Below are 24,634 nucleotides of genomic sequence, written 5' to 3'. Positions count from 1 at the left end.
AAAACCTCAATTATGAACTTCGAATTAAAAGCACTCAGCCTGGCCGCTGCCAGCAAACTCCGCACGGACACCCTGATTGTCCTCATTTCTGATCAATTTCAAGCCGGTCAAGACCCGCTTTCAGCATTGATTTCAAAAGCCATCAAGGCCAAGGACTTTTCATCGAAGTCGGGTCAAATGCTTCAGGCCTATGCCAGCCCTGGCATTTCTGCCTCCAAAGTTATTTTTTTAGGCATTTCAAAGGGCACTCCTCAAGACATCAAATCGGGTCTCAACGCCCTGATTCCAAGCTTGAAGGCAAGCGAAACGCAAGCATTGTGCCTTGTGTCAACCGACTCTGGCAACGCTCAGCGCATACAAAGCTTGCTTGTTTCTTTGGCCGATGGCACCTATGTGTACGGCACAACCCAATCTAAACCCGTTTCGCGCAGTTTGCGCCAAGTCACTTTGGCCTTGCCAAGCGTCACAGCTGCGTTGGAAACTGCATTTAAAACCACGGTAGCCATGATCCGAGGCATCGAGTTGGCCAAGGAGTGGGCCAACCGACCCGCCAACCATGCAACTCCTAGCATGCTTGGCAAAGCCGCCCAGGCCCTTGCCAAATCTGCTGCTATCAGCTGTGAGGTTTTGGGCCCTAAGGATGTGGCCAAATTGGGAATGGGCTCTTTCATGTCCGTTGCCCAGGGCTCGGCCGAACCTCTCCGGTTCATTGTTTTGAAATACCAAGGCGGCGCAAAAACCGATGCGCCAACCGTGTTGGTCGGTAAGGGAATTACCTTTGATACAGGTGGTATTTCTCTCAAGCCTGCGCCTGAAATGGACGAGATGAAATACGACATGGGTGGTGCTGCAAGTGTTTTAGGCGTGTTCCATTCATTGAGTCAAATCAAGCCTAAGATCAATGTCGTGGGACTGATTCCTGCATGTGAAAACATGCCAGATGGATTGGCCGTTAAGCCTGGCGATGTGGTCACCAGCATGAGCGGTCAAACGATTGAAATTTTGAACACCGATGCAGAGGGCCGCTTGATTTTGTGCGATGCCTTAACTTACGCTGAACGCTTCAAACCCAAAGCTGTAATTGACATTGCCACCCTCACTGGGGCTTGTGTCATTGCATTGGGAGCTGTTCGTTCTGGCATGTTTGCAACCGAAGACGATTTGGCCCATCGCTTGCAGCAAGCCGGAGACGATGCCAACGATCTTTGCTGGCGTCTGCCCTTGGACGATGCCTATTCAGAGGCCCTGAAGAGTAATTTTGCAGATGTGGCCAATGTCGGCGGACGAGCCGGCGGCGCCATTACCGCTGCCAAGTTTCTTCATCGCTTTGCCAAAAAATACCCATGGGCGCATTTGGACATTGCCGGCACCGCCTGGAAAGGTGGCGCAGCCAAAGGTGCAACAGGTCGTCCCGTCGGATTGTTGTTGCATTACTTGCTTTCGCAAGCTTCAACGGCCACCAAATCACCTAAGTGATGGGCATCCCCCGAGGCCTGCCAGCCACCTATGACGCAAGTTGATTTTCATTTCAATGCGCCTGAAAAGCTGCCCTACGTTTGTCGTTTGTTGCGAAAGGCAACGGGTCAGGGCCGCAAAGTAGGCGTTTTGGCAGACCAAGACACTTGCCACCTGTTGAGCCAGGCCTTGTGGAATTTGAATCCCACTGATTTTGTGAGTCATTGCTCTGTCAGAGACTCAACCCATCTGTTGGCGCATTCCAGCGTCATTTTTTCATCAGATTGGGCCGTTTTAACCCAGCAATCTCAAATCGACGTGTATCTCAACATGAACGATTTGGCGCCTGAAAACCTAACAGGGGTGAATCGATTGATTGAGGTGGTAGGTCCAGAGGAGCGGGACAAAGCAAGTGCAAGGCAACGCTGGAAACAATATGCTCAACTGGGTTTTCAAATCAATCGATTCGATTTGGCCGCTGCGGGCCAGAATCAAGCAGCCTGACTTTTAGGCTATTGCGCCGTAGGGCTATTTAATCTGATCAGAATTTGCGTTATCGTTACGACTTGCTTGTTGGAAGCAAAATTTATTTTTTTCGGAGCTATTTATGAAAATGTCTTCTTTTAAGATGCCTCTTACAGCGGTTGCAATAGCTGCAGTTGCTTTGACTCTCGTTGCCTGTGGCAAAAAAGATGGTGGCGTTCAAGTCATCAAAATTGGTCACGTTGGCCCCACCAGTGGTGCCATTGCCCACTTGGGTAAAGACAACGAAAATGGCGCGAAAATGGCCATTGAAGAATTGAACGCGGCTGGCATCAAAATTGGCGACAAGCCAGTCAAATTCGAACTTCTTGCTGAAGACGATGCAGCTGATCCTAAGCAAGGCACGGCTGCTGCCCAAAAACTGGTTGATGCCAAAGTCAATGGCGTGATCGGCCACCTCAATTCAGGCACTACCATTCCAGCATCTCAGTTGTACAACGCTGCTGGTATTCCCCAAATTTCTCCCTCTGCCACCAACCCCAAGTACACCCGTCAAGGCTATGCAGGCGCTTTCCGCGTTGTGGCTGACGATGTGCACTTAGGCGGAACATTGGGCAAATACGCCGTCGAAACACTCAAGGGCAAAAGCATTGCAGTGATTGATGATCGCACGGCTTATGGCCAAGGTGTGGCGGAAGAGTTTGAAAAAGCAGTGAAAGCTGCAGGCGGCAATTTGGTCGGTCATGAGTTCACCACCGACAAGGCCTCTGACTTCAATGCCATCTTGACCACACTCAAGGGCAAGAAGCCCGACATCATTTTCTTCGGTGGCATGGATGCCGTTGCAGGTCCCATGCTCAAGCAAATGAAACAACTCGGCATCAACGCCAAGTTCATGGGTGGTGACGGCATTTGCACCGCTGAATTGGCCAAGTTGGCTGCTGAAGGCATGTCAGACGAAAACGTCTATTGCGCTGAAGCTGGTGGTGTTGAAGGCGAGCAAAAGGCCGGTATGGATAAATTCCGTGCCGACTTCAAAACCAAATACAACGCTGAAGTTCAAGTTTATGCACCCTATGTCTATGACGCAGTCAAAGTCATGGCTCAAGCCATGGTTACAGCTGGTTCAGCAGATCCTGCCAAGTACTTGCCAGCTTTGAAGTCCATCAACTACAAAGGTGTGACAGGCAATATTGCATTTGACGAAAAAGGCGACATCAAAAATGGCGCTCTGACTTTGTTCACTTACAAAGGCGGTAAGCGCGAGCAAATCGCAGTGGTGCGTTAATCACTCAAGCTCAAAAAAACCCCGCTTTGGCGGGGTTTTTTGATGGGCGCTAATCAGATTTAGACGCTGAGCCCGCGTTTGGTGAGCAAAGGTGACACAGTAGGCTCCCTGCCTCTAAACGCAACATAAGCCGACATTGGGTCTTGGCAATTGCCAGCCGAATAAATGTGCTCGTATAGCTTTTGGGCGGGTTCTTTGGCAAACAGATCGCCTGCTTCTAAGAAGGCATCAAACCCATCTGCATCCAACACCTCCGCCCACATGTAAACGTAGTAAGCAGAAGCGTAGCCGTTGGACGAAAACAAGTGGGAAAAATGCGGCAGTCTGTGCCGCATGCCAATGGCCGGAGGCATTTGGATGGCACTCAGTGATTGGTCTTCGAATTTTTGGAAATCCAAGTTGTCTAAGTCGGTGTTTTCGTGCAAGGCCAAATCGACCAAAGCACAAGACACATATTCAACGGTTGCAAAGCCTTGGTTGAAGGTTTGTGCAGCCAGGATTTTTTCAATCAGCTCGTTTGGCATGGGCTGCCCAGTTTCGGCATGCAAGGCAAACTCTTTCAAAATTTGCGGTTGCATCAACCAGTTTTCATAAACCTGAGAAGGGAACTCTACAAAGTCACGAAGTACGCTGGTGCCTGATAGGCGAGGGTACTTTACTCTGGACAACAAGCCGTGCAAACCATGGCCAAATTCGTGGAACAGGGTTCGGGCATCGTCCAAGCTCAAAAGTGTGGGCTTTCCAAGTTCGCCCTGGGAAAAATTGTTGTTGTTCACCACAATGGGGCGCACTTCTTGCGTCAAGTTCATGGGGTCGCGATAGGTGCTCATCCATGCGCCAGATCGTTTGCTACTGCGCGCAAAGTTGTCACTCAAAAACAAGCCGACGTGCTTTCCTTCGCTATCGGTCACATCCCAGCCTGTCACAGACTCATGGTATTTGGCGATGTTGGTCACTTGCTTGAACTGAACGCCAAACAAGCGGCTTGCCACGGCAAACATGGCTTCCATGAGTTTGTGAAGTTGCAAATAAGGTTTGATTTCTGCCTCATTCAAATCGAATTTCTCTTTTCGAACTCGCTCGGTCCAGTAGTGCCAGTCCCATGCGGCCAAATCAGAAAGGCCGGAAAGTTTTTTCAGGTCTTGTCCTTCCTGAATGGCTTTCAACCTGGCAGGACTCCAGACGCGCATGAGCAAATCTCTGGCTTTGGCTGGGCTGCCAGCCATGGTGTCTGCCAATGCATAGTCTGAGAAGTTTTGGTAACCCAGAAGGCGCGCTTGGGCCAAACGGATTTTCAAAATTTCGTGCATGACCAAGTGATTGTTGTGAGGGCCTGCGTTTTCACCGCGCTTGCACCAAGCCTTCCACATGATTTCACGCAGGTCGCGTCGCTCGGAAAAAGTCATGAACGGAGTCAGGGACGATCTGGACAGCGTGAAGGCATGGGCATTGGTTTGCGTCAGGCCACGGTCTCGAGCCTGTTGCTTGGCAGCGCTTATGACAAAATCTGGCAGCCCTGCAAGCTCTTCTTCTGTGGACAAAACCATGCAAAAAAGGGCTTCATCGGCCAACACGTTTTGAGAAAACTGAGTGAAGCAGCTTGCCAGTTTTTCTGCATAAGCTGCAAATGTTTGCCGATCTTGGTCCTTGAGTTTGGCGCCTGCACGAACAAAATCTAGGTGGTACCTTTCAATCAAGCGAACACTGACCGAATCTAAACCGAGAAGCTGTCTATTTTGGTGCAGCTTTTCAATCCTTTGAAAAAGCGCTTCGTTCAGAAACAAGGCTGCATTGTGTGCGGCAAGTTTGGGGGCAATGTCACGCTCAATGCTTTGGATATCTTGAGAAGTATGGGATGCGCTGAGGTTAAAAAATACGGAAGTGGTTTGATTCAGCAGGGCGCCACTTGCTTCAAGCGCTAGCAAAGTGTTTTCAAAAGTAGGCTCTTCCGCTCGATTGGCAATCTCTTGAATTTCAGTTTGATGCTTTGCCAATGCAATGTTGAAGGCTTCAGGAAAATGATTGGCTTGGATGCTTTCAAAGGGAGGCATCTCAAAGGGGGTTAGCCAAGTTTGCAACAATGGATTCGTCATGGTTCACTCAAAAATAAATAACGTTGAATATTTCACTTTTAGGTTTAACTTGCAATCAAGGCATGCGTGTAAGTAATAACCCTTCATGGCGTCGATTTGTCAAGATTTTGCATCAAGTTAGATTATTCTCCACCCTTTGGTTTCAAGTGAAATTTGTACCTGTACTGACAGAGGAAAAATGTGCATCTAGTTGTTGGTTCAATAATGACGTCTAGCTCCCTTGCTCGGCTAAAGCTCTCAAGCTTGGCTTTTCAGACCTTGATAGCTAGTCTGCTGATAGGCTTGTCGGTTTCGATGGCCTTGGCCGGTCCAAACCCTAAAGCAAATCCTGCCGACCCAGACAAGGTTTTGAAGGTGGCTTTTCCCGTGCCTGAAACAGGGTTTGATCCTGTTCGGGTGAATGACTTGTATTCCAACACCATCACGGGTGTTATTTTTCAGTCGCTTCTGACTTACGACTGGATGGCCATGCCTACCCGTCTGGTGCCAAATGCTGCAGAGTCGATGCCGGTGGTGTCGGATGACCAAACAACTTTCACATTCAAAGTGAAAAAAGGTTTGTATTTCACACCCGATGATGCTTTCAAAGGACAGCGGCGCGAACTCACGGCACAAGATTTTGTGTATACCTTGTTGCGGCATGCCGATCCCAAAAATCGGAGCCCCCAAGTTTCAGACTTTGACGACAAGATTTTGGGATTTGCCGAGTCACGCAAAAAGGCCGTGGCTTCTGGACGATTTGATTACGATCAGAAACACCCTGGTATGTATGCGACTGATCGCTACACGCTGGTCATTAAATTGATCCAGCCCGACCGCAATTTTTTAACGCTGCTTACAAACCCATTTTCGGGCGCTATGGCCCGCGAGGTCGTAGAGAAGTATGGCTTTGAGGGCATCATGGCCAACCCCGTTGGAACTGGGCCTTACATACTTGAGAAGTGGGTTCGTGGTTCCAAAATTATTCTCAAAGCCAATCCTGAATTTCCAGGATTTGTTTGGGACTTTCAAGCCCCCCCTAACAACCCTGTCGAAATTCGCATCGCCAATCAAATGCAAGGCAGAAAAATGCCTCAAATTGGGCGTGTTGAAGTGAGCATCATTGAAGAGCCTCAATCGATGTGGCTGGCTTTCAGCGGCAAGGAGATTGATGCGGTAGCGGTACCACCTTCTTTCATTGAGAAGGCACTCACCCCCAAAAACGATTTGCTTCAGTCATGGGTAGCGCAAGGCGTGAACATGTACCGCAGTGTTGAGCCCGACATTCGTTACCAATTCTTCAACATGAGGGATCCGGTGATTGGGGGCTACACACCCGAAAAAATTGCGCTCCGCCGCGCCATCATCATGGGCTTTGATGTTGATGAAGAAATTCGAGTGATTCGAAAAGGGCAAGCCGTCAAGGCGCAGCAAATGGTTTCGCCTGTTGTGGCGGGACATGACCCCAACTACAAAAGCATTGTGAAGTTCAGCCCATTGTCTGCCAATGCCTTGCTAGATCAATTTGGCTACAAGAAGGATGCCAAGGGTTATCGAAACATGCCCGACGGCAAACCGCTGGTTTTCACCATTTACTCTTCTACATCGTCCATCGATCGTGAGAGGGATGAGCTTTGGAAAAAATCGATGGACCGCTTGGGTATTCGGCTCAAGGTCAAAAAAGACAAGTTTCCTGAAATGCTCAAGCAGGGTAAGCAATGCGCCATTCCCTCTTGGTCGCTGGGTTGGACGCGTTCTTCTGAAGCAGAATTTGTGATGAAGTTGCTTTACTCAAAAACCATTGGGCAAAACAATTACGCTTGTTTTGAAAGTGCCGAGTACGACGCCTATTTTGAGCAACTCAAACGACTGCCAGATGGTCCTGAACGCACGCGCGTTTTGCACAATATGTACCGCTTGATGGAACTCAACGGGGTTTTGGGCTTGAGCTCAACAGGTATTGCTACACGCCTGAGCCATCAGCGTTTAGAAGGTTTTCGCAAGCACCCTCTCATTTTGGGTGATTGGATTTACTATGACATTCAAAAACCATAAGGGGCATTGAAGCATGAGTGCCTATATTCTTCGCCGCATATGGCAAATGATTCCCACGATGGCTGGGGTGATTTTGTTGGTATTTTTTCTGTTCAATTGGATCGGTGGCGACCCTGCCTATGTGTTAGCCGGCCTGTTTTCAAATCAAGAGCAAATTGACAGTATCCGTGCTGAATTGGGACTGGATCAACCACTTGTTGTTCAGTTGTGGATTTTTGTCAAACAAGTGGCCACCTTTGACTTTGGCAACAGTTGGACAACGGGGGAGTCGGTTGCAGATATTTTTGCAACGCGTTTGCCCGCTTCCTTGACCTTGATGGCGCCCTTGCTGGTGATTGAAACGCTCGTTGCTTTGGTTTTGGCTGTGGGCCTTGCTTGGGTGAGAGGATCGTCAATTGATCGTGGCACCATGGTGGTGTTCACAGCGCTGATGTCTGTCAGTATTTTGGTCTTCATCATCTTGGGTCAATACGTGTTGGCTTATCGTCTGGGTTGGTTTCCAGTTCAAGGTTGGAGTGACGACTACTGGAAAAACATCAGCACCTATGCACCGCTGCCCATCTTGCTCGGTTTGTTGGTGAGCATTGCCCCCAATACGCGCCTGTTCAGAAGCTTCGTGCTAGATGAAGTAGATCAGGACTACGTACGCACCGCACGTGCCAAAGGACTGTCTGAGCCCCGCGTGATGTTTGTGCATGTGTTGCGTAACGCGCTCATTCCGGTCATTACATTTGTTATTTCCAATTTGCCAGGTTTGTTGTTAGGTGCCTTTTTGTTGGAAAGATTCTTTGGCATTCCGGGTGTTGGCCGTGAAATTATTTTGGCCGTTGAGCGAAGTGATTTTCCTGTGATCAAGGCCGTGACGGTCTATGTGGCCATTGCCACCATGATTTTCAATTTGATTGGTGATGTTTTGTACCGCCTCACCGATCCTCGTGTGCAATTGCGCTGAGACCAGTCTTTCGTTTTATATATATGCAAAGTCAATCAACTGTCGTAACCAATGTGAGTGAAGGTGCTTGGGCGCTGGCCTGGCGTCGCTTCAAATCTGACCGTGTGGGCGTTTGGAGCGGTATCACAGTCATCCTCAGCTTGGCCTTGGTTTTAAGCACTCTTCTGGGGTCCTTGGCTTCCGATTGGGAAAAGGAAGTGGCCATCAGCCATGCACCACCTTCATGGGCCATGGGCGGCATTCAGGGTGAAGATGCATCTGCCAGTACGCCTGAGGTTGTGTTCTACGAACCCACCCCCACTGACGTGGTCGACCCCATTGCTGCCCAATGGGAGTTGGCGCAAAAAGCAGTTAAGCCTGCTGGCGAAAAAGTCAATGCCCTCGCAACGAACCTGCCCATGGGATCTGACAAGTGGGGCCGGGATGTTTTGGCGAAAACCATCAAAGGTGCAGAAACCAGTATTTTGGTCGGGTTGGCCGCCGCCCTGATGGCCACACTGCTGGGCTCGGTGTTAGGGGCTGTGTCGGGTTGGTACGGGGGTATCGTCGACGACTTGAGCAATTGGCTCTACAACGTCTTTCACTCCATTCCTGGCATCTTGCTTATCTTGGCCATTGCTGCAGTTCTCAACACCAAAGGGACCATGGCCGTGGTGCTCATTTTGGGCACCACAGGTTGGACAGGAACCTATCGGCTGATGCGAGGTGAATACCTCAAGCACCGCAACAGAGATTATGTCCGTGCTGCGGATGCCATTGGCGCTTCTAACAACAGACGCATGTTTGTGCACATCTTGCCCAATGTCAGCCACGTCATTTTGGTTCAGTTTTCCTTGCTCACGGTAGCCTGTATCAAGGCTGAGGTCATCTTGTCCTTCTTAGGATTCGGTGTGCCAGTCGATGGAGTTTCTTGGGGCACGATGCTCACAGAAGCCCAAAATGATTTGTTGGTTGGCAAATGGTGGCAACTGCTTTCCGCCACGGTGGCCATGTCCATTTTTGTGACCGGCCTGTCTCTTCTTACAGACTCATTGAGGGATGCCTTAGATCCCAAAGTGATTCACTGAGCTTTATCGATTGTTTTTCTCATGGCGACACGCAGACCACCCCCCCCCATCGCTCAAATTTCTGACAATTTGTTGGAAGTGAAGAACCTCACAGTCGATTTCATCAGTGCTTCTAAAGCACCGGTTCGAGCGGTTGAAGAGGTTTCATTTGTGATTCCCCGAGAACGAACTGTTGCATTGGTAGGAGAGTCTGGCAGCGGCAAGTCTGTCAGTGCTTTGGCCATCATGGGCTTATTGCCTTCTCAGAATGCCAAAGTCGCCTTGCATTCTTCCATTGAGTACGACAACCGATCCTTGTTGAATCTCTCAAGGTCTGAATGGCAGTTGATCCGGGGTTCCCGCATTGCCATGATTTTTCAAGATCCCATGACTTCCCTGAATCCGGTTTACACCGTTGGCTTTCAGTTGGCAGAGATGTTGAAAATTCACAAAAACATACCCAACAGAGAAGCCGGGCAGAGGGCGTGTGAACTTCTCGAAGAAGTGGGCATTCCAGAGCCCCGCAAACGAGTCAATGCTTATCCACACGAACTTTCAGGAGGGCAGCAGCAAAGGGTCATGATTGCCATGGCACTGGCTTGCGAGCCCGAATTGCTGATTGCAGACGAACCCACCACGGCCTTGGATGTGACGGTTCAACGCCAAATTTTGTTGCTTCTCGCAGAATTGCGCGAAAGACGCCGAATGGCTATGCTGTTCATTACCCATGATCTTGGGTTGGTTAGTGAAGTGGCCGATCAAGCTGTGGTCATGCGCAAGGGTACCGTGCGCGAGGCGGGTCCGGTTAGAACACTTTTTACTCAACCGCAAGATCCGTATACCAAGGCACTTTTGAGCTGCCGTCCTAGCGTAGAGCGTCAGGGTCAAAGGCTCCTGACCATTGACGATTGGATGTCGGCCAACAACTCAGAGGCCGTAGCGTCTTCTGTTGCCCCACGAACGATTGAACCTATTTCCGTTGTCAAATCTTCTGAATCAGACAAGCCCTTGTTGGAAGTTCAGGGCCTGCGCAAAGTTTTCAAACGCTCGGGACCTTGGTTTCAGAGTGACGACTTTGTGGCCGTTGAAAATGTCAGCTTCCAATTAAAGCGTGGACAAACAGTTGGACTGGTGGGCGAGTCTGGTTCTGGTAAAACCACGGTCGGCCTTTGCTTGCTGAGACTCCATGAGGCCACGGCCGGCAAGGTTCTGTATGAGGGCAAAAACTTGCTTGAAATGAGCAATACAGAGTTTGCCTCTTACAAACGCAGATTGCAGATTGTTTTTCAAAATCCGTATGCATCTTTGAATCCGCGATTCACAGTGGGTGAAATTTTGAGCGAACCCATGCAGCTTCACGGGATTGGTCAGAACAGCGCAGACTGGGAGAAAAAATCTTTGTCATTGCTCGATAAAGTGGGTATGCCGTCTTCAGCTCTCAAACGCTATCCATTTGAATTTTCTGGTGGCCAACGCCAACGCATTGCCATTGCCCGGTCTTTGAGTTTGTCGCCCGAGGTGGTGGTGTTGGATGAGGCTGTTTCTGCTTTGGATGTTTCGGTTCAAGCCCAAGTACTCAACTTGCTGAAAGATCTTCAAAAAGATTTGGGATTGAGCTATTTGTTCATCTCACACGATTTGGAAGTGGTGAGATACATGTCCGACTCTTTGCTGGTGATGAACAAAGGCCAAGTGGTGGAGCAGGGGGATGCTGCAAGTATTTACCAGCAACCTCAGCATGCTTATACGCAAACCTTGTTGGCCGCTGTTCCGAGGGTTCAAGAGTCGTTCGTTTGATTCACTGTTGGCAGTTGTTTGATCGATCTCAAACGGGGTCTGGCATAGGCAATGGTGGCAACCAGCAAGGTTCCAACGCCTGCACATATCAAGGAGCTGCGCATGCCAACATGCTCGGCCATCCAACCTCCCAAAATGGCTCCTGGCCCAGCAGGCAAGGTAATGAGCCATCGCATGGTGGTTGTCATTCTGCCTAGAAGTTCTGTGGGCGTGTAAGACTGCCTCAATGATAAGAAATTGACGAACAGCAAAGTGGCTCCCCAACTAAAGCAAAGCAGCATCCACGAAAAGAGAATAATGCTTGGCAAATACCCTTCAAGCAAGAGAAGGCTTAACCATCCGATCGAAGTGATGACAATGCCAAGAATCAGTGCTGGCCCTAAACCAATGCGTTTTGAAATAGGCGGCCCCGCCATGCCACCCATGATGGAGCCCAAGCCCATGGCCACAAAACTCAAAGCCACCAATGCCTCATCGAGGCCCAGATCTTTGACCGCAAAAATGATTTGAACAGACAGCGCCATTTGTGCAAAGAATTGCCAAGCCCCTACAACCACGGCCATTTCAATCAGCATGTTGTGAGAGCGCACAAAATTGAGACCCTTCATCAGTTCTGCTTTGAACGAACGGTCCTTCCAAGTCGATCGAGGCGGCACTTGTTCATGGATCCGAATCCCTTTGAGCATGGCCACTGAACCAATTAGCAGAATGGCGTCCATGACCAGCGCCAAAGGGGCGCCAAATACTTTGATCAAAATACCCGCTAAACCGGGCCCCATCACTTCAGCCATAGAACCTGCAATGGCGTTTTGGGAATAGGCTTCCACCAATTTGTCGCGTCCCACCAGCTGGGTCAACACCAGTTGTGAGGCCGAGCCAGCAATGGTGTAAACAGCACCAATGGCAAAGCAAACGGCATACATCCAACCCATGGTGAGCAAATCAAAGGCCCATGCCAGTGGAATGGTCAGTAAAGAGAGCCCCATGACAAATTCGCCAGCAATGTAGACAGGTAGCTTTTGCATGCGATCTAGCAAAACACCACCAGGCAAAGACAAAAGCACAAAGGGTGCAATTTCCATGGCAGTGAGCAGGCCCATCTGAGTGGGCGAAGCATCTAGCAAAAAGACCGCGGTGAGAGGGAGGGCAAGGAGCGTAATTTGTCCTCCCAAATTACTGAACAAAATTGAAAACCACATCCGCCTGTAGCCAGGAATTTTGAACAAGGGGCTTTGGAAAATATTCATTCGCTTAACAAGTACTTACTGCAAGGGGCAGGTCAATTCAGTTTTAATGCCTCAAAAAAGAAAACCCCACTAAAACGTTGTTCTAGCAGGGTTTCAAATGTGGCGGAGCAGGCGGGATTCGAACCCGCGGTGGGGATAAACCCACACACGCTTTCCAGGCGTGCGACTTAAACCACTCATCCACCGCTCCGAAGCTGGCCATTCTATCAGAGGATCATGTGGAAAATGACGGTGCAAGCGTACCTTGGTATTCGAAATTAGAACGGCAAAGGCCTTTAAATTCTTTACACTTATGGTTTAAACAATGAATTGGGCGCTTCATGAAATTCCGTTTTCCGATTGTCATCATTGACGAAGATTACCGTTCTGAAAACACATCAGGTTTGGGAATTCGCGCCTTAGCGCAAGCCATCGAAACCGAAGGGTTTGAGGTGTTGGGGGTTACCAGTTATGGCGACCTGTCGCAATTTGCGCAGCAACAATCACGCGCCAGTGCCTTCATCTTATCGATTGACGATGAAGAGTTCAGCCCCGGACCAGACCTCGATCCTGCAGTTTTAAGCTTGCGGGCCTTCATCGAGGAAGTTCGACGCAAGAACGCAGATGTGCCTATTTACATTTACGGTGAAACCAAAACGTCTCGCCATATTCCCAATGACATCTTGCGAGAACTGCACGGCTTCATTCACATGTTTGAAGATACGCCAGAATTTGTATCGCGCCACATCATTCGCGAAGCCAAGAGTTATTTAGAAGGTCTTCAACCGCCGTTTTTCAAAGCTTTGCTTGACTACGCAGAAGACGGATCGTACTCATGGCATTGCCCAGGTCACTCTGGTGGCGTGGCGTTTTTGAAGAGCCCTGTGGGTCAGATGTATCACCAGTTTTATGGTGAAAACATGTTGCGTGCCGACGTTTGCAATGCCGTGGAGGAGCTGGGTCAATTGCTTGACCACAATGGCGCCATTGGCGAAAGCGAACGCAATGCCGCCCGCATTTTCAATGCAGACCACTGTTTCTTTGTCACCAACGGCACCAGCACTTCCAACAAAATGGTTTGGCACCACACAGTTGCTCCTGGCGATGTGGTGGTGGTCGATCGCAATTGCCACAAGTCAATTTTGCACGCCATCATCATGACGGGTGCCATTCCTGTTTTCTTGAAGCCAACGCGCAATCATTACGGCATCATTGGCCCCATTCCTCAAAGCGAATTTGAGGTGGCCAATATTCAGTCCAAAATCAAGGCCAACCCTTTGCTCATGGGGGTGGACGCCAAGAAGGTCAAGCCCAGAGTCATGACCCTGACGCAATCGACTTACGATGGCGTGTTGTACAACACCGAAACCATCAAGGGCATGCTTGATGGCTATGTGGAAAACTTGCACTTTGATGAAGCCTGGCTGCCACATGCGGCCTTCCATCCTTTCTATGGCACCTACCATGCCATGGGCAAGAAGCGCCCACGCCCAAAAAACTCGGTGGTGTATGCCACACAGTCCATTCACAAGTTGTTGGCTGGCATCAGCCAAGCCAGTCATGTGCTCATTCAAGATTCGCAAAACACCAAGTTGGACCGCCATTTGTTCAACGAGGCCTACCTCATGCATACCAGCACTAGCCCGCAGTACAGCATCATTGCCAGTTGCGACGTGGCTGCGGCCATGATGGAGCCACCCGGTGGTACTGCCTTGGTAGAGGAGAGTATTGCCGAGGCCCTAGACTTCCGCCGCGCCATGCGCAAGGTAGACGACGAATACGGCAAAGACTGGTGGTTCAAAGTATGGGGCCCGGAGAATTTGGTTGACGAGGGTATTGGCCGCGCTGAAGACTGGATCATTCGCAGTGACTCTCGCAAGAAGGGCAGCAAGTGGCACGGTTTCGGGCAAATGGCCGATGGCTTCAACATGCTCGACCCCATCAAGGCAACCATTGTCACGCCAGGCTTGAATTTGGATGGCAAGTTTGACAAAACAGGTATACCGGCCTCAATCCTCACCAAGTTCCTCACGGAGCATGGCGTGGTGGTGGAAAAAACAGGTCTTTACAGCTTCTTCATCATGTTCACCATCGGCATTACCAAAGGCCGTTGGAATTCATTGTTAACCGCGTTGCAGCAGTTTAAAGACGACTACGATCGCAACCAGCCCATGTGGCGCATCATGCCGGAGTTCTGCCAAAAGCAGCCCAAGTATGAGCGCATGGGCCTGCGTGATTTGTGCCAGCATATTCACACCTTGTATGCCAAATATGACATTGCACGTTTGACCACGGAAATGTATTTGTCAGACTTGACGCCTGCCATGACGCCCGCCGATGCCTACGCTCAAATTGCGCGTCGCAAAACAGAGCGTGTGTCAATCGATGAGCTAGAAGGACGCATTACGGTTGGGTTGGTCACGCCTTACCCACCTGGTATTCCATTGTTGGTACCTGGCGAGGTTTTCAACAAGAAAATTGTCGACTACCTGAAGTTCTCTCGAGAATTCAATTTGCAATGCCCAGGCTTTGAAACCGACATCCATGGTTTGGTGGAAGATATTGGCGAAGACGGTATCAAGCGGTATTTTGCCGACTGTGTTGCCGTTTAAACACGTATCTTTTTGCAATGGGCGTTGGGGACCTACTCGATGCCGCCAACGACATGGCTAAATCCGCCATCGACATAAATAATTTCAGCTGAAATGCCAGCTGAAAGTGGGCTCATTAAAAATGCCGCTGTATTTCCAACATCCTCGATGGTTACATTCCTTCGAATGGGAGATGTTGCGGCAACAGCACTCAAAATTTTGCCGAAATCTTTAATGCCAGAAGCCGCGAGGGTTTTAATGGGGCCCGCACTGATGCCGTTGACCCTGATTTTTTTAGGTCCTAAGGAGTTTGCCAAGTACCTGACAGAGGCTTCAAGCGAGGCCTTTGCAAGACCCATGGTGTTGTAGTTGGGTACGACCTTCAGAGAGCCCAAGTAGGTGAGGGTTAAGAGGGCGGCATCTTCTCTCAAGTAGGGCAGAGCCGCTTTGGCCATGGCTGGAAAACTGTAGGCACTGATGTCATGCGCAATCTTAAAACCTTCACGACTTAAGCCTTCAATGAAATCGCCTGCAATGGCCTCTTTGGGTGCGTAGCCGATGCTGTGCACAAAACCATCAAATTGCGGCCAGTGTTGCGACAAGTCTTGAAACAACTTGTTGATCTGTTCATCGTTCCCAACATCACAATCAAAAATGAGTTTTGAATTGAAGTCTGCAGCAAATTCAGTGATGCGATCTTTGAATCGATCACCCACATAGCTGAAGGCCAACTCAGCGCCTTGTTCATGACACGATTTGGCAATGCCATATGCGATGGACCTGTTAGAAAGAACACCTGTGATCAATATTTTTTTGCCGGATAGAAAGCTCATTTTGGTTCTTGTCAAGTTGCGATATCGAGTATTTTGACACGATACACGCCTAAATTTGGGCACAATAAGCGCTTGTTTAAAAGGGTTGAACGTTGAACTTCGATAAAAGTCATTTCCGGAAAATTGGGGCCGGCTTGTTGGTGGCTGCTTTGCTTTCAGGCTGCAACGGTGTTACCAACGAGCCCGTCCCCAAGGCCTTGTTGGCTGAAAATGCCTTGTTCACCTCCTATCAAGAATCGCCCAAATATTTAGATTCCACGTCTTCGTACAGCAACAACGAAACGCCATGGACCTATGCGGTTTATGAACCGCCGCTCAAATACCACTATTTGAAGCGCCCCTACGAGTTGGAAACTCGAACCCTGACACAAATGCCATCGGTCAAATACCTGAGCCAAAATGGCCGAGAACTTTCTGGTCAATCACCTGCAGATCAAATAGCCGAGAGCGTGTTTGAGCTCAAAATTCAGCCAGGCATCATGTACCAGCCCCATCCGGCCTTTGCCAAAACAGCCGATGGTCAACACCGTTATTTGGCGCTGAAAGATTCAGAAATTGAAGGCAAGCGGCGGCCATATGATTTTGAACACATGGGCACCCGCGAACTGTTGGCAGAGGACTATGCCTACGCCATCAAGCGACTGGCCACCCCCAGAGTCAAGTCGCCTTCTTTTGGTTTTTTGTCTGAAAAAATTGTGGGCCTGGCCGATTACGGAAAACACATCAAAAAAGTCAATGAGCAACTCAAGCAGGGCAAGTCTGCGCGTGAAGTAGGCCCCTTAGGCCATTTGCCTTGGCTTGACTTTCGTGAGCACGCGCTTTCTGGCGTTGAAGTGGTTGATGCCCACACTTTGAAAATTCGGGTGGTGGGCAAGTATCCCCAATTTAAATATTGGCTGGCCATGACTTTTTTCGCGCCTATTCCTTGGGAGGTTGACGCGTTTTATTCGCAAGATGGCATGTCTCGTCGCAACCTCAATCCAGACACATGGCCGGTGGGTAGTGGCCCCTATATGCTTACGGAATACATTCCCAACTCGCGCATGGAGTTGGTTCGAAATCCCAACTACAGAGGTGTTCCTTACCCTTGTGAGGGTGCGCCTGGCGATCAAGAAAAAGGCTTGTTAAAGGATTGTGGCAAGAAGACACCTTTTGTCGACAAAGTGGTTTCTGTGATCGAAAAGGAATCTACTGCCTTGGCAACCAAATTCATCCAAGGCTATTACGACATGCCGCAATTCGAGCGGGGTGAACCCGGCATTGGATATCAAGTTTCAATTCAAGATGGTACTGGTCGAGCCAAAGAATTGCTTGAGCGGAAAATTCAATTGCCCAGCACCATTCAAGTGGGCTTTTGGCACTTTGGCTTTAACTGGTTAGACCCTGTCGTGGGGCTTGGTAAAACGCCTGAAGAAAAAATTAGAAACAAAAAACTTCGACAAGCTTTGGCCATTGCGTTTGACTTTGAAGAATATGTCTCTATTTTTGAAGACGATCGCGCCCAAGTGAACCACAGCGTGGTGGTGCCTGGTTTATTTGGCAACAATTTGTCGCAACCCAACCCTGTCATTTACGACAAATTACCCGATGGCAAATACAAGCGCAAATCGATTGAGGCTGCCAAGAAGTTAATGGTTGAAGCGGGTTACCCCAATGGCCGCGATGCCAAGACGGGCCAGCCACTTGTTTTGAACTACGACACTCAAGGCGTTGGCCCGGGTTACAAGGCCAGACTCGATTGGGTGTCTAAGCAATTTGCCAAGCTCAATATTCAAATTGAGATAAGAAATACCGACTACAACCGCTTTCAGGACAAGATGCGCAAAGGCTCCGCTCAGTTCTATTTTTGGGGTTGGTTGGCTGACTATCCCGATCCAGAAAACTTTTTGTTCTTGCTCTATGGCCCCAACTCAAAGGTCAAGTTTGATGGCGAGAACTCAAGCAACTATGCCAATGCAGAATACGACAAATTGTTTGACCGCATGAAAGACTTAGACGACACGCCAGAACGTGCCGCCATGATTGCCAAAATGATTGAGATCACCCAAGACGAGTTGCCCATGTTGTATGGTTGGTCGGAGGAGTTTGGTGGTGCTTATCACCAATGGGTGAGCAACGGCAAGCCCTCCAACATCATTCGCGACTCCTTGCCCTATCTGCGCATTGACACACAACTTCGAAGCAACAAAATCAAAGAGTGGAACCAAGGCATTTGGTGGCCTGTGGCTATCTTGCCATTGTTGCTTTTGGCAGTGGCTTGGCCAGCATGGCAAGCATGGCGCCGTCGTCAATCACAACGCGCTGTTCAAGCCACTTCACAATCACAAAGGAGGCTGTGATGTTCAGTTTCTTAACTCGTAAATTGGCCTATGGTTTTGCCATTTTGATTGGCATCAATTTGCTCACCTTTGTGCTGTTCTTCAAGGTGAATACACCCGATGACATGGCTCGCATGCAATTGGGTGGCAAGCGTGTCACCCCCGATGCCATCGAGAAGTGGAAGGCCGAGCGTGGCTATGACAGACCTTTGTTCTTCAATGAAAAAGAGCAGGGTATTTCTAAGCTCACCAACACCTTGTTTTTAGACAGCTCCTTGCGCATGTTTGCCTTTGACTTTGGTCGTGCCGACAGTGGCCGCGACATTGCCTCTGAAATTGTTCGGCGCGCAGGGCCTTCCCTGGCACTTGCGCTGCCAACCTTTGTGGTGGGCTTGGGTATTTCAATCGTCCTGGCTTTGGGGCTTGCGTTTTTTAGAGGCACCTATCTGGACTTTTGGGGAACGGTGTTGTGTGTGGTGTTCATGTCGATCTCCTCACTTTTTTTCATCGTGATTGGGCAGTTCATGTTCTCGCGTGTTTTGCAACTGATGCCTGTGTCAGGCTTCGCTCCAGGATTGGATGCTTGGCGCTTTTTGATTTTGCCCATAGCCGTAGGCATTTTGGCTCGCTTGGGCGGCGAGGTGAGGTTTAACCGCACCTTGTTCATGGAAGAAATTGGCAAAGACTATGTTCGCACCGCACGTTCAAAAGGCTTGTCGGAGGCCAGGGTGATGCTGAGTCATGTGCTTCGCAATGCGCTCATCCCTATTTTGAGCGCATCGGTAGCGGTCATTCCCTTGTTGTTCATGGGTAGCCTCATTACCGAATCATTCTTTGCCATTCCCGGATTGGGTAGCTATTTGATTGAAGCCATCTCGGGACAAGACTTTGCCATTGTTCGCGCCATGGTGTTCATTGGTTCTTTCTTGTACATCCTTGGTTTGATTTTGACCGACATCAGCTACACCTTGGCCGATCCACGCATTCGTTTGCAGTAAGCGCACCATGCAACCTGTATTTTTATTAACTGATTTGTTTGTCTATGGCATTTTGCTGTTTGTGCTTTGGTACATCTGGCACGTGCGTTCAGATCGCAACCTCAGATCCAATTGGCGCTTGGCCATGCAACGGCCTGTGGCCATGGTCAGCAGCATGGTGTTGGGCTTCTTCCTGGTTGTAGCCCTCACAGACTCCGTTCACTTTCGGGAAGCGCTTCCATCGGCGGCTGGTCAGGCCACTCAATATTCAACTGAAGCCAGCTCGGTGTTAGACAAAGTGCTAGAGCCTTTGGCAAAAGCTCGTGAGCGCAGTTATTCAGAGCCTTTGTCTGCTGTTGGATTCAGAAAAGAAACTTTTGAGCGCGATGGCGTGTCGGTTCGTGACTACCCAAGACTGAATTTTGGGGGGCAACATTTGACCGATCCAACGCAACAGTTGTCTGCCGATATATCAAGCAAAACATGGTCTTCTTTGGGATTGAGCTTCACCATCATTTCTTTGACGCTGTTCTTGGGCTTAAGCTGGGCCACAGTTCGAACCCGCCAAACTTTCTCTGTGGTTTGGGAAAGGTTTCGGAAAGGTCAAACCGCGTGGCCTTGGCGCTCAATGGCCATTACTTTTGCTGTGATGGTTTTGTGCATCACATGGGTTGCAGTGTTGTCTCAGGGATATCACGTTTTTGGCACCGACCGCACTGGCAATTCCGTGTTGGTCTTTGCACTTAAAAGCGTTCGAACAGCGCTTGTCATTGGTGGCCTCACTACCTTGGTGGTATTGCCACTGGCATTGTTATTGGGTGTCATGGCTGGCTATTTGCGCGGTTGGGTGGATGAGGTTATTCAGTACATCTACACCTTGTTGGCTTCCATTCCCGATGTGCTCTTGATTGCAGCTTCCGTGTTGTTGTTGCAAGTATTCATTGATAAAAACCAAGGGGTATTTGAAACTGCTTTAGAACGCGCTGATGCACGTTTGTTTTTCCTTTGCCTCATTTTGGGAATTACCTCCTTCACAGGGCTGTGCCGATTGGTGCGAGGCGAAACCTTGAAACTGCGTGAGCTTGAATACATTCAATCTGCACGTGCATTTGGTGTCTCAACGCCACGTGTTTTATGGCGCCACATCGTGCCCAATTTGATGCACTTGGTTTTGATCAACACAGTCATGCAGTTTTCCAGTTTTGTTTTGGCTGAAGCCGTGCTGTCCTATGTGGGTGTGGGTGTAGATCCTAAAACTGCCAGCTTTGGTGTGATGATCAATACGGCGCGTGCTGAACTGTCGCAATCGCCCTTGGTTTGGTGGTCTTTAACCACCGCCTTTGGGTTCATGTTCCTCATTGTGCTCAGTGCCAATTTGTTGGCAGATGCTGTGCGTGATGCCTTTGACCCGCGAACCCGCTTGCGCAGCGTTACGCCTGTGTCTGCCAACTCAAAAGCTGGCACTGAAGGAGCTGCAGCATGAATGCTCAATTGAATGTGCAAAATTTGGTGGTTGACCTGCAAACTGAGGTGGGTATGGCCCGCGCAGTAGATGCACTCAATCTCACCTTGAGCAAGGGCCAAACCTTCGCATTGGTGGGAGAGTCGGGTTGCGGTAAATCCATGACAGCTTTGTCCTTGCTTCGACTGTTGCCCGACAACGCAGTGATTCAAAGTGGCCAAGTTCAGTTGAGCGACGTCGATGTTTTTCAGCTCAGTGAAAACCAAATGCGAAGCATTCGAGGGCGTCGCATTTCTATCATTTTTCAAGAGCCTTCCAGCAGCTTAAACCCTGTGATGACGGTGGGCGATCAAATTTTGGAAGTCATCTCACAGCACACCCCATTGAAGGGTGAGCAAGCTCGTGCGCGGGCAGTCGAGTGGTTCACCAAGGTTGGCTTGCCAGAGCCTGAACGCCGCATGGGCAGCTATCCCTTTGAAATGTCTGGAGGTCAGTTGCAACGGGTCATGATTGCCATTGCCTTGGCAGCCGAGCCCGATTTGCTCATTGCTGATGAACCCACCACGGCTTTGGACGTAACCATTCAAGCCCAGATACTCGATTTGCTCAAAAGTCTTCAGCAAGAGCGAGGCATGGCCATGTTGTTGATCACGCACGATTTGGCTGTGGTGAGTGGCATGGCAGACCAAGTGGCTTTGATGTATGCCGGACAAATTGTAGAAGTGGCATCAGCGGCTGACTTCTTTATCAGGCCCTCACACCCCTATGCCAAGTTGTTGTTACAAGCTTTACCGGGTGAAGATTTGCGAGGCAGGCAGCTCGCTGCCATCCAAGGCACTGTGCCTCCACTAACGCAAGCATTCAAGGGTTGCAGATTTGCGCCGCGCTGTCCTTATGAAACTGAAGCTTGCACCGACAAAGCGGTGGTCATGTCGCCTTTGTCCGATACACACCATGTGCGATGTGTTCGCCTTCAGGATGCTAGCTTGCAGTTCTTGAGCTTGCCGCCTTTGCTTGACCGCGCACAAGCCTTATCTAACGACCACTCAGCCCTTCTTTCTGTCAAAGACTTGTCTGTTGCATATTCCCTTGGCGGCGGTATTTTTGGCAGCAAAAAAACCTTCCAAGCAGTGAACAATGTGAGCTTTGAGATTCAGAAGGGCCAAACTTTGGCACTGGTAGGGGAATCTGGTTGTGGCAAAACGACCATTGGCAAAGCGCTGCTTCAACTGCTTACGCCACAAACCCAAATTGGCGGCCAAGCTTTTCTGAATGGCAAAGACTTGTTCACCTTAACGGGCCAAGAGTTGCAAGAATCTCGCCGCCAACTGCAAATCATTTTCCAAAACCCCTTTGGTTCATTGAACCCTCGCATGCGTGTTTTAGAGATTCTGGAAGAGGGCATGAAGAGTCTGCACCCCGACTGGTCGGCAGATCAAAGACGCGCTGATTTGAAAACCCTGATGGAACAGGTCGGGTTGAGGTCAGATGCTTTGGACCGCTATCCTCACGAGTTTTCGGGTGGTCAGCGCCAGAGAATTGCCATTGCGCGTGCGCTGGCTGTTAAGCCCAAACTGATTGTGTGTGATGAGCCTACTTCAGCACTCGATGTGTCTGTTCAGGCCCAGATTTTGAATTTATTGCGAGAGTTGCAGGATTCCTTGGGGGTCAGCTATCTTTTTGTAACGCACAACATTGGTGTGGTGGCCTATTTGGCCGACAAAGTGGCTGTCATGCATGCTGGAAAAATTGTTGAAATGGGAGATGCTTCTCAAATTTTGAACAATCCTCAAGATTCGTATACAAAAACCTTGCTTTCAGCGGTCCCCAAACTCAATCAGGCCTTGGTTTAAATGGCACTTTTTCCCAACAAATCCTTTCCAAATCAAGTATTTATAGATTAGAATGCGAGCTTCACGACCAAACGGGCGGGTTTTCACCGCCCGTTTTTTTTGGTCGATCGATTAATGAGCAGGGTTCGTACTAGGTACTTTTAGGTATATCAAGCGTGGCATTGCAGCAGATTGTTGAAGAAACCGTAGCCGGTTTGGGCTATGAACTGGTAGAGATTGAACGCTCTGCCGGGGGTCTCTTGCGCATCACCATCGACAACCCCTGGCAAGAAGGCATTGATCGGTTTGAAATTCCTTTCGTGACAGTGGAAGACTGTGAAAAGGTCAATCGCCAGTTGATGTTTGCTTTGGAGGTCGACGGTGTTGAATATCGCCGCCTTGAAGTGTCATCGCCTGGCATTGATCGTCCGTTAAAAAACGAACGCGACTTTGCGCGTTTTGAAGGAGAGCTCATTGACATCACGCTCAAGGCCCCCATGGGAGAGGCCGCAGCAGGTTTGGTCAATGCCACTCGCAAGAAATTTCGAGGTACGTTGGAAAAAGCAGAGACCGGTGAAGGCTGGCAAATTGTTTGGTCCGACGCGCCAGAGCCAAAACCAGGCGCACGTGTGAGTAAAAAACGTCCGCCTGTGCCACTTCAGGCACTTGGCTTTGGGTTAGACGAATTAAGAGAGGCGCGACTTGCGCCTGTGGTTGATTTCAAGGGCCGCAAGCCCAAAACAGACTTAGGAGAGTAATCACATGAACCGCGAATTGTTGATGTTGGTCGAAGCCATCTCACGTGAAAAGAATGTTGAACGTGACATCGTGTTTGGAGCCGTTGAATCCGCATTGGCCCAAGCCACTAAAAAGCTCTATGAAGGTGATGTTGACATTCGTGTTGCCATCGATCGCGACAGCGGCAACTATGAAACTTTCCGTCGTTGGCACGTGGTGCCAGATGAGGCGGGTCTGCAATTGCCCGATCAAGAAATTTTGTTGTTTGAAGCACTCGAGCAAATTCCTGACATTGAAGTCGATGAGTACATCGAAGAAGGTGTTGAGTCATTGCCCATTGGCCGCATTGGCGCCATGGCTGCCAAGCAAGTCATTTTGCAAAAAATTCGGGATGCCGAGCGCGAAATGTTGCTCAACGAATTCATGGCACGCGGTGAAAAAATCTTGGTGGGTACCGTCAAGCGCATGGACAAGGGCGACATCATTGTGGAGTCTGGCCGTGTAGAGGGCCGTCTGCGCCGCAGCGAAATGATCCCCAAAGAGAATCTTCGAAATGGCGACCGCGTGCGCGCCATGATCATGGAAGTCGACCTCACTTTGCGCGGTGCGCCCATTATTTTGTCGCGTTCTGCACCTGAGTTCATGATTGAACTTTTCCGTCAAGAAGTGCCCGAGATTGAGCAAGGCTTGTTGGAAATTAAGTCTTGCGCACGCGACCCAGGTTCACGCGCCAAGATTGCCGTGTTATCGCACGACAAACGTGTTGACCCTATTGGCACCTGTGTGGGTGTTCGCGGTACGCGCGTCAATGGTGTGACCACCGAGTTGGCTGGTGAACGTGTTGATATCGTGCTTTGGAGCGAAGACCCTGCCCAGTTCGTCATTGGCGCTTTGGCTCCTGCCAACGTTCAATCGATTGTGGTGGATGAAGAAAAGCATGCCATGGATGTGGTGGTTGACGAAGAAAACTTGGCCATTGCCATTGGCCGTGGTGGACAAAACGTTCGCCTGGCTTCCGACCTCACAGGCTGGAAGATCAACATCATGGATGCTGCTGAGTCTGCTCAAAAACAAGCCGAAGAAACCACTGGCATTCGTGCCTTGTTCATGGAAAAACTCGATGTCGATCAAGAAATTGCCGACATTCTGATTGAAGAAGGCTTCACCAGCTTGGAAGAAGTGGCTTATGTGCCCATTCAAGAAATGCTTGAAATTGAAAGCTTCGACGAAGACACGGTCAATGAATTGCGAACACGCGCCAAAGACGCCTTGCTCACCATTGAAATCGCTCGGGAAGAGAGCGTTGAAGACGTGTCACAAGACTTGCGCGACCTCTCAGGTTTGACGCCTGAGTTAATTGCCAAATTAGTCGAAGCAGGTATTCATACGCGCGACGACTTGGCCGATTTGGCCACCGACGAACTCACCGACATCACCGGACAAACCGATGCTGAAGCCACCGCCCTGATCATGACAGCCCGTGAACATTGGTTCACTGGTCAGGCCTAA

The 24,634-nt window shown here is 49.7% G+C and carries 17 protein-coding genes and 1 tRNA gene; 14 read left to right on the top strand and 4 right to left on the bottom strand.

Features of this window, described 5'->3' with window-relative positions:
- Positions 1–12: 12 nt before the first annotated feature.
- The 3 genes from B9Z32_RS10315 (at position 13) to B9Z32_RS10305 (ending at position 3,226) form a co-directional block, all read left to right on the top strand.
- Complete coding sequence (locus B9Z32_RS10315) at positions 13–1,476, top strand: leucyl aminopeptidase (protein ID WP_108421340.1); 1,464 nt, start codon at positions 13–15, stop codon at positions 1,474–1,476.
- Between the two features lie 30 nt (positions 1,477–1,506).
- Positions 1,507–1,959, top strand: coding sequence for a DNA polymerase III subunit chi (locus B9Z32_RS10310; protein ID WP_108421339.1), 453 nt, complete (start codon positions 1,507–1,509; stop codon positions 1,957–1,959).
- 109 nt (positions 1,960–2,068) lie between these two features.
- The gene (locus B9Z32_RS10305) at positions 2,069–3,226 is read left to right on the top strand and encodes a branched-chain amino acid ABC transporter substrate-binding protein (protein WP_369909939.1); all 1,158 of its coding nucleotides are present in this window, start codon (positions 2,069–2,071) and stop codon (positions 3,224–3,226) included.
- A gap of 59 nt (positions 3,227–3,285) precedes the next feature.
- Here B9Z32_RS10305 and B9Z32_RS10300 read toward each other — a convergent pair whose 3' ends face one another.
- Positions 3,286–5,319 (bottom strand): M3 family metallopeptidase, encoded by a 2,034-nt coding sequence (locus B9Z32_RS10300; protein WP_108421337.1) that lies wholly within the window; start codon positions 5,317–5,319, stop codon positions 3,286–3,288.
- A gap of 258 nt (positions 5,320–5,577) precedes the next feature.
- Here B9Z32_RS10300 and B9Z32_RS10295 point away from each other — a divergent pair, with 258 nt between their 5' ends.
- Genes B9Z32_RS10295 through B9Z32_RS10280 form a run of 4 tightly spaced genes read left to right on the top strand, consistent with a single transcriptional unit; the run spans position 5,578 to position 11,148 of the window.
- Entirely contained in the window at positions 5,578–7,353 is a 1,776-nt protein-coding gene (locus B9Z32_RS10295; RefSeq protein ID WP_158268205.1) for an ABC transporter substrate-binding protein, read from the top strand.
- Between the two features lie 13 nt (positions 7,354–7,366).
- Entirely contained in the window at positions 7,367–8,305 is a 939-nt protein-coding gene (locus B9Z32_RS10290) for an ABC transporter permease (RefSeq protein WP_108421335.1), read from the top strand.
- Between the two features lie 23 nt (positions 8,306–8,328).
- Positions 8,329–9,372: an ABC transporter permease gene (locus B9Z32_RS10285; RefSeq protein WP_108421334.1), complete on the top strand. Its 1,044-nt coding sequence runs from the start codon at positions 8,329–8,331 to the stop codon at positions 9,370–9,372.
- A gap of 21 nt (positions 9,373–9,393) precedes the next feature.
- Positions 9,394–11,148, top strand: coding sequence for an ABC transporter ATP-binding protein (locus B9Z32_RS10280; RefSeq protein WP_108421333.1), 1,755 nt, complete (start codon positions 9,394–9,396; stop codon positions 11,146–11,148).
- On the opposite strand, the gene B9Z32_RS10275 is transcribed toward B9Z32_RS10280, so the two are convergent.
- Positions 11,130–12,395, bottom strand: a complete 1,266-nt coding sequence (locus B9Z32_RS10275) for an MFS transporter (RefSeq protein ID WP_108421332.1) — start codon at positions 12,393–12,395, stop codon at positions 11,130–11,132. The two genes, B9Z32_RS10280 and B9Z32_RS10275, sit on opposite strands and share 19 nt — an antisense overlap.
- Before the next feature lie 100 nt (positions 12,396–12,495).
- A tRNA-Ser gene (locus B9Z32_RS10270) sits at positions 12,496–12,585 on the bottom strand.
- A gap of 130 nt (positions 12,586–12,715) precedes the next feature.
- Here B9Z32_RS10270 and B9Z32_RS10265 point away from each other — a divergent pair.
- On the top strand, positions 12,716–14,986 hold the full coding sequence (locus B9Z32_RS10265) for an arginine/lysine/ornithine decarboxylase (protein WP_108421331.1): 2,271 nt from the start codon (positions 12,716–12,718) through the stop codon (positions 14,984–14,986).
- A 32-nt stretch (positions 14,987–15,018) separates the two neighbouring features.
- Here the strand turns inward: B9Z32_RS10265 and fabI are convergent, their stop codons facing one another.
- Positions 15,019–15,798, bottom strand: coding sequence for an enoyl-ACP reductase FabI (gene fabI, locus B9Z32_RS10260; protein WP_108421330.1), 780 nt, complete (start codon positions 15,796–15,798; stop codon positions 15,019–15,021).
- A 92-nt stretch (positions 15,799–15,890) separates the two neighbouring features.
- On the opposite strand from fabI, the gene B9Z32_RS10255 reads away from it, so the two are divergent.
- From B9Z32_RS10255 to nusA, 6 genes are all read left to right on the top strand, one after another.
- Positions 15,891–18,137 (top strand): ABC transporter substrate-binding protein, encoded by a 2,247-nt coding sequence (locus B9Z32_RS10255; protein WP_108421329.1) that lies wholly within the window; start codon positions 15,891–15,893, stop codon positions 18,135–18,137.
- Entirely contained in the window at positions 18,137–19,114 is a 978-nt protein-coding gene (locus tag B9Z32_RS10250) for an ABC transporter permease (RefSeq protein WP_108421328.1), read from the top strand. Before B9Z32_RS10255 ends, B9Z32_RS10250 begins: the two co-directional genes overlap by 1 nt.
- Positions 19,115–19,121: 7 nt before the next feature.
- A complete protein-coding gene (locus B9Z32_RS10245; RefSeq protein ID WP_108421327.1) occupies positions 19,122–20,576 on the top strand; it encodes an ABC transporter permease in 1,455 nt (484 codons plus the stop codon).
- Entirely contained in the window at positions 20,573–22,408 is a 1,836-nt protein-coding gene (locus B9Z32_RS10240) for an ABC transporter ATP-binding protein (protein ID WP_108421326.1), read from the top strand. The genes B9Z32_RS10245 and B9Z32_RS10240 overlap by 4 nt, the downstream gene beginning before the upstream one ends.
- 155 nt (positions 22,409–22,563) lie before the next feature.
- Positions 22,564–23,145 (top strand): ribosome maturation factor RimP, encoded by a 582-nt coding sequence (gene rimP / locus B9Z32_RS10235; RefSeq protein ID WP_108421325.1) that lies wholly within the window; start codon positions 22,564–22,566, stop codon positions 23,143–23,145.
- Positions 23,146–23,149: 4 nt separating this feature from the next.
- Complete coding sequence (nusA, locus tag B9Z32_RS10230; RefSeq protein WP_108421324.1) at positions 23,150–24,634, top strand: transcription termination factor NusA; 1,485 nt, start codon at positions 23,150–23,152, stop codon at positions 24,632–24,634.

This window comes from Limnohabitans sp. MMS-10A-178 (genome assembly GCF_003063375.1).
GTDB lineage: Bacteria > Pseudomonadota > Gammaproteobacteria > Burkholderiales > Burkholderiaceae_C > Limnohabitans_A.
This window is presented reverse-complemented; position numbering and strand designations above follow the sequence as displayed.

What these genes read in the sequence shown, in the direction of transcription:
- B9Z32_RS10315 (WP_108421340.1), top strand. Translation starts at nt 13, where the DNA reads ATGAACTTCGAATTAAAAGCACTCAGCCTGGCCGCTGCCAGCAAACTC.
- B9Z32_RS10310 (WP_108421339.1), top strand. Translation starts at nt 1,507, where the DNA reads ATGACGCAAGTTGATTTTCATTTCAATGCGCCTGAAAAGCTGCCCTAC.
- B9Z32_RS10305 (WP_369909939.1), top strand. Translation starts at nt 2,069, where the DNA reads ATGTCTTCTTTTAAGATGCCTCTTACAGCGGTTGCAATAGCTGCAGTT.
- B9Z32_RS10300 (WP_108421337.1), bottom strand. Translation starts at nt 5,319, where the DNA reads ATGACGAATCCATTGTTGCAAACTTGGCTAACCCCCTTTGAGATGCCT.
- B9Z32_RS10290 (WP_108421335.1), top strand. Translation starts at nt 7,367, where the DNA reads ATGAGTGCCTATATTCTTCGCCGCATATGGCAAATGATTCCCACGATG.
- B9Z32_RS10285 (WP_108421334.1), top strand. Translation starts at nt 8,329, where the DNA reads ATGCAAAGTCAATCAACTGTCGTAACCAATGTGAGTGAAGGTGCTTGG.
- B9Z32_RS10280 (WP_108421333.1), top strand. Translation starts at nt 9,394, where the DNA reads ATGGCGACACGCAGACCACCCCCCCCCATCGCTCAAATTTCTGACAAT.
- B9Z32_RS10275 (WP_108421332.1), bottom strand. Translation starts at nt 12,395, where the DNA reads ATGAATATTTTCCAAAGCCCCTTGTTCAAAATTCCTGGCTACAGGCGG.
- B9Z32_RS10265 (WP_108421331.1), top strand. Translation starts at nt 12,716, where the DNA reads ATGAAATTCCGTTTTCCGATTGTCATCATTGACGAAGATTACCGTTCT.
- fabI (WP_108421330.1), bottom strand. Translation starts at nt 15,798, where the DNA reads ATGAGCTTTCTATCCGGCAAAAAAATATTGATCACAGGTGTTCTTTCT.
- B9Z32_RS10250 (WP_108421328.1), top strand. Translation starts at nt 18,137, where the DNA reads ATGTTCAGTTTCTTAACTCGTAAATTGGCCTATGGTTTTGCCATTTTG.
- B9Z32_RS10245 (WP_108421327.1), top strand. Translation starts at nt 19,122, where the DNA reads ATGCAACCTGTATTTTTATTAACTGATTTGTTTGTCTATGGCATTTTG.
- B9Z32_RS10240 (WP_108421326.1), top strand. Translation starts at nt 20,573, where the DNA reads ATGAATGCTCAATTGAATGTGCAAAATTTGGTGGTTGACCTGCAAACT.
- nusA (WP_108421324.1), top strand. Translation starts at nt 23,150, where the DNA reads ATGAACCGCGAATTGTTGATGTTGGTCGAAGCCATCTCACGTGAAAAG.